Genomic DNA, 11,969 nt, shown 5'->3' on the forward strand with positions numbered 1-11,969 from the left:
GAGACATCATGATTACCGGACCCACCGTTGCACCCATCGGTGACCTCAGCGACTCCGTAGGGCCCACCGCAGGCACCATCAGCGTTGAGCTTGAAGAAATGCCCGCCATTGCCGACGGCCTCGACGCCGTCAGCCGCACCTGCGTCGACCGCACCATGCCCATTCTCGGCATCGCCGCTGAAACTCGTCTCTTTCTCGGCATCAACGGACGTGCCCAGCAGGCTGCCGCTGTATGCTCCGTCCTTGCCACAGACCTCGGTCTGAGCGCCACAAAGTTCGGCGCCACTGCAGCCGCCGTCCGTGCAGCCCACAGTTCTTACCTGCAGGTTGAAAAGACCGTCGCTGGTTGGTTCGATTCGATGGGCATTGCAAAGGGCGGTAAGCTCACCGACGGACGTAGTACCCGAGACCACCTGCGCGGACTCATTGCTGGAGAACCCGGCGAAGCTACCTACCTCTTGAAGCTCACCATTCCCGAGCTCGGGTACTTCTCGGCCTATTGGCTGTTGCCGTATTCGCCTGTCGTAGCGGGTATTATCTTCGGTGTTACTGCCTACTTTGATACCAAGTGGAATCCCGAAATTGCCCGTCAGCGTATTGCTGGCCGACTCTCTGCCGTGACAAAAATACCCCAGGGATTTATTGAAAAAGTCTTAGCAATAGGCGGAGTTGGAATCGTCGGTCCCCTCCGTGATCCGGATTCTGATAAGAAAGCACATAATGTGCGCACCACCTCAGCCGATGAGTATGGGGTTAGTGCGCATTCCGGCGAGAAAGACCGTCTCACAGTGGACGCCAGTGCTGAGCGTCTTCAGGCGGCCGCCAAGGCGCAGGACCAGGAGTTTGAACGCTCCCAACAGGACCCGACTAAGGGTGAACGTGGTGCCGTGCTCGTCACCGTTATGTACAAAGCAGGACACGAAGGGGATCCCGCATATGCCCTGTACGTCGTGAGCATTCCGGGCACTAACTTTTCTTCCTTTGGTGGATCTCCTATGGATATTCCTGGGACTCTTCGTGAAGCACTGGGTAACGATACTCTGGAGAACCCCGCCTATCAGATGGTTTTGCAAGCCCTCCGTGATGCCGGAGCACCTCAGGGTGCCCGAGTGTATATGGAAGGCTTCAGTCAGGGAGGAATGATTGCCTACAATATGGCGAATAGTACTGAAGTCGCTAAAGAGATCAACATTGTGGGTGTCTATACTCAAGCCTCCCCGCTACGAGGTCTACCGGCTAAACGCCGTGATTTTGGAGTGGACTACGTGGAAGGAGATGGAGACCCGGTTCCTGACTCTGCTCTGAGGGCGTTTGGAGGTTGGCGTCCCGATGAACGCGATACCGCAATTACGGTTTCAAATTTCAAACATGACGGAGGGGCATATAGAGAAACCTTGCAACGCGAAGGATACGGAAACCAAACTCTGGGTGCTCTCAGAGCAGAAGATTATGTGCAAGGGGAACAAAGGGTCACCTCGGGCTCCGCTATGCCAGATGGTTACACGTTTGAAGAACGTCTGAATGAGTATGGATTACGTGGGGCTAGGTACACTCAACATGCTCTTGATGCCGGGGTACAACTTAACCCTCAATTTTATTACGAGGCCGCAGACCAATATACAGATGGAGAACTGCACCGAGTAGATAGTGTAGCGCGTGGCAACGTCGAAAATACTTGGCAGAAAATTGAAGATACCGTTGCAGATGTCCAGCTGGGCATGGAGATGGCCAAGCAGAGGGCCGAGGGTCTCCAACGAGAAGCTGGAGAAACCGTACAGGCGGTTACTGGGCACATTCCCGCCGTCATTGAGGGTGTCCAAAAGACCATCCCTCATCCCGAGCCGACTCCGCAGGAAAAGCCTCAGAACCCGAAGCCTACCTGGCCCGAAACCCCTGTACTGCAGATGCCGAATTCAGGTTCCTTGCCCGCACCGAACCTTACACCTGCACAACCCGCGCTATCAGCCGCAAAGCTACTGGACTCCACTACCGAGGCACCTGCCAACCGCGGATTTATCGTCAACGCACCGCAGGACACTCAGCCCGTCAGCCGCATGCCCATGGCACCGGCAGAGGACATCGACCCCGGATTCATCGTGCGCCCGGAAGCACAACCCGCCCTTGGGAACTTCGCACCCCGCCTCATTCAGGGCCCCCCAGATGTGGTTGAATCGCTACCTCGGATTGGTGACCTAACGGCTATGCCGCATGTGGTCGGTGGCGATAGTCAAAGCGGAGACTACGACGGTGGTGAGTCGCTCATCCCGACGCTGCCAGACCTGAAGCCTGCGCCTATGTTCCCGTCTAAGAGCATTGACCCCGGGTTCCTCGCACCAACTCCGCCCGAGAACATCGACCCCGGGTTCCGCGCCCCGAGCCCTCCCGAGGACCTGACTCCCATCGAGGAGCGTGAACCACTGATGATCTAAAAGTACCAGTCTAAAAACCCAGCCTTAAGAGCCAATCTTGACGGCTCGGTCGAGGGTGGAGGGCGAGTAGAGTAGAGCAGAAAAAGAGAAAGGGAGGCGTCTGCGGGAACGACCCCGGCGGCGCCCCCCATCTTTGCGTACAGCCTTTACATGTAGCCTTTGCGTACAGCGCTAGCGGCCACTATCTGCTACCTGCATAGCTACAGCTTGATCGCGACCTGCTCTCCAGGTGAGAAGCGTTAGCCTCCGAACCGCCCGCAGGCACATACTGGAACCATGAGCCAGTCAGCTGAACACGCCAATATCCCGGTCCGCCCCGTCTTTAGCACCCTGCCTAGCTACGCGGCAGGTAAACCGCCCACACCCGTTGAAGGCCTCACCCAGTACAAGCTCTCCTCGAACGAGAACCCGCTGGGCCCCGTGCCCGAGGTCGCGCGCGTCCTCGCAGAATTTGCGACCGCGCACCGCTACCCCAATCCGCTCTCTACCGCCCTGCGCCAGAAGCTCTCCGCACGGCTCGGCGTGGACGCTGACGACATTGTTACCGGTGCCGGAAGCCTCGGCGCGCTCAACCAAATCCTCAAAACCTTCGCCGGCGTAAATATCGACGGCGTGCAAGACGAAGTCATCTACGCCTGGCGTTCCTTTGAGGCATACCCGATCCTCGTCGGCATTATGGGTGCTCGCAGTGTGCAGGTGCCGAACCTGCCCGACGGTTCACACGACCTGGACGCCATGGTGGCAGCCATCACCGAACGCACCCGCCTGATCCTGATCTGCACCCCCAACAACCCGACCGGCCCCGCCGTCACCGAAAGCCAGATCCGTGCGTTCCTGGCGAAGGTGCCCGCTCACATTCCCGTGGTGATTGACGAGGCGTACTTCGAGTTCTGCGCCGCCTCCACCGTGCCGGACAGTGAAGAAGCTCCGCTGAACGGCATGGACATTTACCACGACTACGAGAACGTCATCATTCTGCGCACCTTCTCCAAAGCGCAGGGTCTGGCGGGTCTGCGGGTGGGCTACTCGATATCTCACTCGCAGATTACGCAGCACCTGCGCGTGGCGGCAACCCCGTTCGCCGTGACGGCGCTGGCTGAGGCGGCGGCTATCGCCTCCATCAAGCATGAGGATGCGGTGATGGAGCGTGTTAGCCACCTGGTCTCTGAGCGTGAGCGCGTGACCACTCGACTGCGGGAGTTGGGCTATGATTTCCCGAGCACTTACGCGAACTTCGTGTGGCTATCCCTGGGGGAGTGCACGGGTGAGTTTGTGCAGCTGATGGCTGAACATGCGCTGTCGGTGCGTGCGTTCGGTACCGAGGGTGTTCGTGTGAGCATCGGTGAGGTGGAGGCGAATGACCGTTTTCTCTCGCTCTGTGAGGTCTTCATGAAGGAACTCTAGGGCATCTTGTGAAGGGATGGGGGTGCCCATTCGACCCTAATTGAACAATGTACTATTTTCTCTTGTCGGGGATTGTTTAGAGTTCAATATTTGTGCTTCGGAGAGAAAAATCTGGTCTCTAAAGTGGCTTTAAAAGTTAAATTAAACCTCCCATATATTCCATGAAAAGAATGTATGGGAGGTTTAATTTGATGATAATCAAATACTGAACGATAGGGCATAATACGCTGTGTTATCAGCGTAACTGCCGCGAGATAGAGCCGGAAAGAGTAGACTGGTAACTGTATATGCCCAGACCCTCACAGGCTTGCCGGAACACCTCAAATCCTGCACCATTAGGTGAAAGTTGAGACTAAAACCTAAGCCGCTGAGGGCCAAGCCCTCGTCACGTGTGGAGGTTAGATGCACGAGAACGACAAGTATCCCGGAGTGCCCGAACGTATCCAGCTCATGGATGAAAATGGCACCGTACACGAACACCCCACCTACAGCCGGTACATCGAAGACGTCAACGCAGACACTCTGCGCGAAGCATACCGTCTCATGTACACCACCCGCCGATTCGACGATGAGGCAACCGCCCTACAGCGCCAGGGACTGCTCGCCCTCTGGGTACCCAGCCGAGGCCAAGAAGCCGCGCAGATCGGCTCTGCATTTGCCTACGCACCCAACGACTACATCTTCCCGTCCTACCGTGAGCACGCCGTCGCACTGGCGCGTGGCGTGGACTTCCGCGACCTGATTACCATCTTCTGCGGAGCCACCACCCACGGCTGGGACATGAAGGCGCACAACTTCCATACCTACACCAAGGTGCTTGCCGCCCAGACCCTGCACGCCGTCGGCTACGCCATGGGCCTGAACTTTGATGCCGATATCGAGGCTGAAACCGGCACTCGCCGCACCGGCCAGGGTCAGGCAACCGACCCCGCCGAGGATACCCAGAAGCCCGCCGTGGCGGTCTACTTCGGTGACGGTTCCTCCACCGAGGGTGACGCGCACGAAGCCATGGTTTTCGCCGCCTCCTATAACGCGCCGGTGCTCTTCTTCGTGCAGAATAACCGCTGGGCTATCTCCGTGCCCTTCGAGGTGCAGTCCCGCGTGCCGGTGTCGACCCGCGCCGCAGGCTACGGCTTTGAAGGTATCCGCGTGGATGGTAACGACGTTCTCGCGGTGCTCGCCGCAACCCGCTATGCCATGGAGAAGATTCGTGCCGGTGAAGGCCCCGTGCTGATTGAAGCTGAGACCTACCGCCTCGGCCCGCACACCACTGCGGACGATCCCACCAAGTACCGCACCGATGCCGACCTGGAAGGTCCTCTGCGCCGCGACCCCATGTTGCGCCTTGAGAAGCACCTGCGCGATAACGGCTACGCCGATGATGCATTCTTTGCTGAGGTCGCAGAATCCGCACAGCAGGTTGCATCCGGCGTGCGCGAGGCACTGCTGAACATCGAAGTTGCAGACTTTGAGCATTTCTTCGACCGCGTCTACGCGCAGGAACACCAGCAGGTGGAAGATGACCGCGAGTTCTACCGTAACTACGTTGCAGGCTTTGAAGAGGAGTAAGCATGAGCGAGAAAATTGAACGTTTGACCCTCGCCAAGGCGATTACCCGCGGCCTAGAAGACGCCATGGAAGCCGACCGCACCGTCGTCATGCTCGGTGAGGATATCGGTAAGCTCGGCGGCGTGTACCGTGTGACCGAGGGTCTGCAGACACGTTTCGGTAACCGCCGCGTTATGGATGCGCCCCTGGGCGAGTCTGGCATTATCGGTACCTCCATCGGTATGGCGCTGCGTGGCTACCGTCCCGTGCCGGAGATTCAGTTCGACGGCTTCGTGTTCCCCGCCTACAACCAGATCACGAGCCAGCTGGCGAAGATTCATAACCGCACCGACAAGCAGTACACGGTGCCGGTGACTATCCGTATTCCGTATGGTGGTGTGATTGGTTCTGTGGAGCACCACTCCGAGTCCCCGGAGGCGCTGTTCGCCCACACTGCGGGTCTGCGTATTGTGACCCCCTCGACCCCGCACGAGGCGTACTGGATGACCCGTAAGGCGATTGAGTGCCCCGACCCGGTCATTATTTTTGAGCCGAAACGCCGCTACTGGCTCAAGGGCGAAGTGGATTTTAGCGACACTTCCTTTGATCCCTTTAGCGCCCAGGTGGTGCGTGAAGGTACGGATGCGACTATCGTTGCGTACGGTCCGCTGGTGCCGGTTGCTCTGGCTGCCGCTGAGGCTGCCGTGGAGGATGGCCGCTCGATCGAGGTCATTGACCTGCGCTCGATTTCGCCGCTGGATGTGCCGACCGTTGCTGCTTCGGTAGCGAAGACTGGTCGCCTGATTATTGCCCACGAGGCGCCAACCTTCGGCGGTATGGGTGGTGAGCTGGCTGCGGCGATTACGGAGCGTTGCTTCTACAGCCTGCAGGCGCCGGTGATTCGCGTGGGTGGCTACTACATGCCGTACCCGGTTTCCCGTGTTGAGGAAGAGTATGTACCCGATATTGACCGTATTCTTGAGGCGGTCGACCGTGCTTTTGACTACTAGTCACTCCCTCAGTATTAGCGTGTTGCGCTACGGCGGGTTGCAAGCCCGCACATAATATTCCGTATAGGGTATATACCCTAGTGAGAGGTAAAAATGTCCCAGATTTTCCCGCTCCCTGACGTGGGTGAAGGCCTGACCGAAGCAGAAATCCTCAGCTGGAAGGTAGCAGTCGGCGCCGAGGTCGCCATCAACGACGTCCTCGTTGAAATTGAAACCGCTAAGAGCATCGTGGAACTTCCCTCGCCCTTCGCCGGTACCGTCGAGGCGCTGCTTGTTACTGAAGGTGAAACCGTTGAGGTGGGCACCCCGATTATCAGCATCTCCGGCGGCGACAAGGCACCCGCAACCCCGATAGCTCCCACCGCCGCAGAGGCTGAGTCCGGCACCGCGCTGGTCGGCTCCGGTCCCAAGGCGGATGTGGTGAAGCGTCGCGCCCGCAAGCGCAGCGCCTCCGCAACCCAACCCGCACAGGCTACTGTGGCATCGGTTGCACCGGCTGTTCAGACACCCGTGGCGCACGCCCCCGCCGATCCGGTGAATCGCAACCAGGGCCTGTTGGGTGAGCTGGCTGAGCGCGCCTCCCGCTTTGTGGAGAACACTCCGCTGAACTCGGTGGTGCAGCGTCTAGCACCCGAGCCCGTAGCGGCTCCTGCGCCGACTCTGGCTCCCGAGCAGGTTCCGCACCGCCCAACCCTCGCGCCGCCTCCGGTGCGTCTTGCCGCAAAGGAGCTGGGTGTTGACCTGGCGAACGTGACCGCTACCGGTACGCGCGGCCAGGTGACTAAGCAAGACCTCATGAACTATGTGGCGCACCTGAACGATGTGCAGCATAGCGGTGCCCGCCAGCCCTTCTGGCAGTCTGCAACCACCCCCGGTGACCGCATCGAGCGTATCCCGGTGCGTGGCGTGCGTAAGGCTACCGCGAAGGCAATGGTTTCCTCGGCGTTTAGCGCTCCGCACGTGTCCATCTTCGTGGACGTTGATGCCTCGCGCACCATGGAGTTCGTGAAGCGTCTGAAGAAGTCTCGCCACTTTGAGGGCGTGAAGGTCACCCCGCTGCTGGTGCTTGCCGCCGCGGTTATTTGGGCTGCTGAGCGTAACCCACAGGTCAACGCAACATGGACCGATAGCGAAATCCAGATTAAGCACTTTATGAACCTGGGTATTGCTGCGGCAACCCCGCGCGGCCTGATGGTTCCGAACATTAAGGACGCGCAGGAGCTGTCCCTGCGTGAGCTGGCTATTGCACTGAACAACCTAACCTCTCGTGCTCGTGAGGGTAAGACTCAGCCTGCTGAGATGGCGAATGGCACTCTGACCATTACGAACATTGGTTCGCTGGGTATTGATACGGGTACCCCGATTATCAATCCCGGTGAGGTCGCGATTATTGCCTTTGGTACGATCAAGCAGAAGCCGTGGGTTGTTGATGGTGAAGTTATTCCTCGCTGGGTGACGACCCTGGGTGGCTCCTTCGATCACCGTGTGGTGGATGGGGACCTGTCGGCTCGTTTCATGGCTGATGTGGCTGCAATTCTAGAGGAGCCTGCACTGCTGCTGGACCACTAGGCGGTATGTTTTAGATAGCCAGCGTCGTATCGCTGGGTAGCTGAGGTTGTTGAGGATACAGATATTTAGATACAGAAAACCTCCGGTACCTTACGTAAGGTACCGGAGGTTTTCTGTACGGTTTATTCTTATCGCAACTAGGTGCAGGTGCTTAGAAGTCTAGGCGTCCTTGCGTGCCACCTGGTCGCTCGGATACTTGTCCACGCGGCGGTGGTACAGGCGTCCGCATAGACCGCCGAGGACAGCGCCGAGGAAGCTCAACGCCAGAACCAGCAGAACCGCCAGCAGACCGTTCGCAAAATCGCCCGCAATCAGCTTCTGCAGGGACAGGGACGCGACACCGTTCTGGAACAGCTGAGGCGCGAGGAAGGTCGCCAGGGACCCGATGATGAGTGCCATAATCTGCCAGAGCCATACGGCAATGCCCTGCTTCACGCCAGCGAATCGTGCCATGCGTCCGGCTGCGTAACCGCCCACCAGGTAGGCGAAGAAGATGAGCACACCCAACGCCACCGCGACCGGCACAGCGTGCGATGCGCCGCTGAACAGACTGGAGACCACCGAGGCATACTCGACGGACTCGGTCTGACCGGTCAGGGTCAGCCACGATTTGATAGCCCACAAGCCACCGTCCATGAGGGAGATGGTAATCAGCCAGCCGAGCAGACCGGGCAGCAGGTGCATGCGGGAGTAGCGGCTCTTCTGCATGGACAGCGCGGTTGCGGCGGTGAGGATGGGTTCCGAACCAGCGGCATCACCTGCGGGGGTGGAGATGATGAAGTGGTCATCTGCCGCGGGGGCAGCCTGCGGGGTGCTCGATGCAGCGGGGGCGTTGCTGGGTGTGGGCACCTCGTAGCTTGTAGCGGTAGCGGGGGCGGCAGTTGCGCCGTTGCGTACGTTGTCCGGGCTGGGGAGCGTAGGCTTGTCGAGCCAGCTGAGGTTGTCATCTCCGGGCTCGCCGAAGTTAGCGCCGGACTCTGCACCTTGATAAGTGGCATCGGGGGAGAGGGTCGGCTGGGTTGCGGTAGCCGCCCCGGTGAGGGGACGGGTTGCATCCTGTGAGGACTGCGCCGAAGAGCTCGACTTGCGCGCTTTTTCGTGGGCGTGGCGTGCCGCGTTCAGCTCCTCATCGGTCAGGACCACGGTGGGGTCGTCGGAGGAGAATGCTGCCTCCCACAGGTCACTTTCAGTGGGGGAGGACGCCGCAGCAGCCGGATGCTGCTGCGGGGTGTTGTTCTGTGCGTTCATTAAGTCCTTTATATCTCTAATCCTAGGGTCGTGGTAAGCGGGTTGTCTTAGAGTGCGCGGTTAGCGTAGAAGGCGCGTGCTTCTTCCATAGCTTCTGCGGAGAAGGTGTGCGGGTGTGCGGGGCGCTCGTTCTCATCCAGGGTGCGGATGACGCGGCCGGGGTTGCCCACCACGAGGGAGCTAGCGGGGACGTCCTTGGTGACGACAGTTCCTGCACCGATCACGGAGTTCTTGCCGATGGTCACGCCGCCCAGGATGATAGCTCCGCTACCGATCCATACGTTGTCTTCAACGGTGATGGGCGCGCCTGCTTCCCAGTAGTCGGCGCGGTCGCCGGGGTGGAGCGGATGGGTGGGGGTCATAAACTGTACGTTGCTACCAACCAGTACGGTAGAGCCGATGCGGATCGGGCAGACGTCCAGGAAGACGGTGCCGAAGTTGAAGAAGGAACCGTCACCGATGTAGGTGTTCACGCCGTAGTCAAAGCGTACGCCGGGTCGGATGTGGGCGTGTTTGCCCAGGTGGCCGAGGTGTTTACGGTAGACGTGCATTGCCTGCGCCTGCTCGCCGCGTGCGTAGTGTTCTTCGGCGAGGATGGTGGCGGCATAAATGCGTTTGAACTGTGTGGCGCATTCGGCGTCGGGCATGTAGACGGAACCGTTGGTCATACGGTTGAAGTTTTCACCGGTGGGGCGCTGCGGGGTGTGCATTAGTGGGCTCCTCCCAGAAGGTAGACTAGCGCGATGATAGCCATTCCGAACAGGATAACGACTCCTCCGGCGATAGTGAATCGTTTGGAAATTTCGCGGAGGAGCTTCTTGAACTGTTCGTCAGTGATCTCTTGCTGTCGTTTACTCATGCTTTAAGTATCCCAGAGTTGCTTGGGTTTACCTTAGTGTTTCGGCGTTTATTGCGGTATCTGGGGTGGGTGTACGGCGTGATTTTCAGCGTGGAAAGAGGCGCCACTGAGTTGAAGCGTGAGGGCGTGGGAAGGCACAATCAATGCATGACTGAGGCTCAGAAGAATACGAACCTGCAGGATGCGGTGGCACCTGCATCCCCCGCTGGCGCGCATCCGTTGGCGCATCGCCCCTGGTTGAAGAACTATACTCCGTGGACTGCACGCGATATTGAGCTCCCGGAGACGTCATTGAGTCATCTCATTGATGAGGCGGTTCGTACCGCACCGCATAAGGTGGCGCTGGAGTTTTTTGGTGCGACGACCACCTACGCTGAGTTGGGGGATCAGATTGAGCGTGCGGCGGAGGGTCTGCGTGTGGCGGGTGTGCAGCCGGGTGACCGTGTGGCGCTGATTTTGCCGAACTGTCCTCAGCATATTGCAGCGTTTTACGCGATTCTGCGTCTAGGGGCGATTGTGGTGGAGCATAACCCGCTGTATACGGGCGCGGAGTTGCGTCACATGTTTGAGGATCACGGTGCGAAGATCGCGATTGTGTGGGATAAGATTGCTTCGCATATTACGGGTCTGCCGTCGGATATCCGCCCATCTCATATTTATTCGGTGAACATGATTTCGGCGATGCCCGCGCTGATGCGTACCGCGCTGAAGTTGCCGTTGAAAAATGCACGTGCTTCGCGTGAGAAGCTGACTGGTTCCGCTCCGGGGACTATATCGTGGGCTCATTTGGTGAAGAGTGAGCGTATTGACCCGTCTCATCGCCGTCCGACCGCGTACGATATTGCGCTGTTGCAGTACACCTCGGGTACGACCGGTCGGCCGAAGGGTGTGATGCTCACCCACCGTAACCTGGAGTCTAACGGCCGTATGGGTGAGGCATGGATTAACCCGGGCGATGACGAGGTGATTTACTCGGTTCTGCCGTTGTTCCACGCGTACGGTATGACCCTGGGCGTGACGATTGCGTCGCTGTGCCGTGCCCGCCTGGTGCTGTTCCCGACCGTGGACATGGACCTGATTTTGAAGGCGATGAAGAAGACCCGCCCGACCATTCTTCCTGCGGTTCCTCCGGTGTACCGCCGGCTCATGGACGAGGCGAAGAAGCGCGGCGTGTCCCTGGAGGGTATCCGTTACGCGGTGTCTGGTGCGATGAACCTGCCGCCTGAGCTGGTTGCCGAGTGGGAGGAAGCCTCCGGTGGTTTCATGGTGGAGGGCTACGGCCTGACTGAGTGTGCCCCGCTGGTGTCCTGCAACCCGCTCAATGATACTCGCCGCGCCGGTTTCATTGGTGTTCCGTTCCCCTCCACCGATATTCGTGTGGTAGACCCGGAGACCGGTGAGGATATGCCCGATGGCGAAGAGGGGGAGCTGTGGGTGAAGGGCCCTCAGCGTTTTGCTGGCTATTGGAAGCGTGAGGACGAGACGGCGAAGACCATCACCCCCGATGGTTGGTTGCGTACCGGTGATATTGTGCGCCTGGACGAGGACTACTTCATCCAGATTGTGGACCGCATTAAGGAAGTTATTATTACCGGCGGTTTCAATGTCTCCCCGACGGAGGTTGAGGTCGCCCTCAAGCAGCACGATACGGTTGCTGATGCGGCGGTGGTGGGCATTCCGTTGCCTGCAGGTGGTGAGATGGTCGTTGCTGCTGTGATTGCCGCCCCGGGCCGAGTGGTGCAGGAGCATACTCTACGTGAGCACTGCTACTCGAAGGTGACCCGCTATAAGGTTCCGCGCCGCATCGTGGTCGTGGATGATCTGCCGCGTTCGATGCTGGGTAAGGTTCTGCGCCGTAAGGTGCGTGAGCAATTGATTGCTTCGGGCGAGTTCGATTAGTAG

At 59.0% G+C, this 11,969-nt stretch carries 8 protein-coding genes; 6 read left to right on the forward strand and 2 right to left on the reverse strand.

Translation table 11 applies throughout. From position 1 onward, the window contains the following. The first annotated feature begins 8 nt into the window (after positions 1-8). The 5 genes from O3648_RS01610 (at position 9) to O3648_RS01630 (ending at position 7,960) form a co-directional block, all read left to right on the forward strand. Positions 9-2,429 (forward strand): extensin, encoded by a 2,421-nt coding sequence (locus O3648_RS01610; RefSeq protein ID WP_371568008.1) that lies wholly within the window; start codon positions 9-11, stop codon positions 2,427-2,429. Between the two features lie 276 nt (positions 2,430-2,705). Further along, positions 2,706-3,833, forward strand: coding sequence for a histidinol-phosphate transaminase (locus O3648_RS01615; protein ID WP_371568009.1), 1,128 nt, complete (start codon positions 2,706-2,708; stop codon positions 3,831-3,833). 402 nt (positions 3,834-4,235) lie between these two features. Next, positions 4,236-5,402 (forward strand): thiamine pyrophosphate-dependent enzyme, encoded by a 1,167-nt coding sequence (locus tag O3648_RS01620; protein ID WP_279740997.1) that lies wholly within the window; start codon positions 4,236-4,238, stop codon positions 5,400-5,402. 2 nt (positions 5,403-5,404) lie between these two features. Further along, a complete protein-coding gene (locus O3648_RS01625; RefSeq protein WP_279740995.1) occupies positions 5,405-6,391 on the forward strand; it encodes an alpha-ketoacid dehydrogenase subunit beta in 987 nt (328 codons plus the stop codon). Positions 6,392-6,484: 93 nt separating this feature from the next. Then, complete coding sequence (locus O3648_RS01630; RefSeq protein ID WP_279740994.1) at positions 6,485-7,960, forward strand: dihydrolipoamide acetyltransferase family protein; 1,476 nt, start codon at positions 6,485-6,487, stop codon at positions 7,958-7,960. 159 nt (positions 7,961-8,119) lie between these two features. On the opposite strand, the gene O3648_RS01635 is transcribed toward O3648_RS01630, so the two are convergent. Then, on the reverse strand, positions 8,120-9,208 hold the full coding sequence (locus tag O3648_RS01635) for a hypothetical protein (protein WP_371568011.1): 1,089 nt from the start codon (positions 9,206-9,208) through the stop codon (positions 8,120-8,122). A gap of 47 nt (positions 9,209-9,255) precedes the next feature. Continuing rightward, positions 9,256-9,918: a sugar O-acetyltransferase gene (locus O3648_RS01640; protein ID WP_279740991.1), complete on the reverse strand. Its 663-nt coding sequence runs from the start codon at positions 9,916-9,918 to the stop codon at positions 9,256-9,258. 296 nt (positions 9,919-10,214) lie between these two features. On the opposite strand from O3648_RS01640, the gene O3648_RS01645 reads away from it, so the two are divergent. Further along, positions 10,215-11,966 carry a long-chain-fatty-acid--CoA ligase gene (locus O3648_RS01645; RefSeq protein WP_279740989.1) on the forward strand — a complete coding sequence of 584 codons (1,752 nt, stop codon included), beginning with the start codon at positions 10,215-10,217 and terminating at the stop codon, positions 11,964-11,966. Positions 11,967-11,969: the final 3 nt, after the last annotated feature.

Origin of the sequence: Rothia sp. 27098_8_161 (genome assembly GCF_041432905.1) — a bacterium.
In the GTDB taxonomy this organism is placed as follows: domain Bacteria; phylum Actinomycetota; class Actinomycetes; order Actinomycetales; family Micrococcaceae; genus Rothia.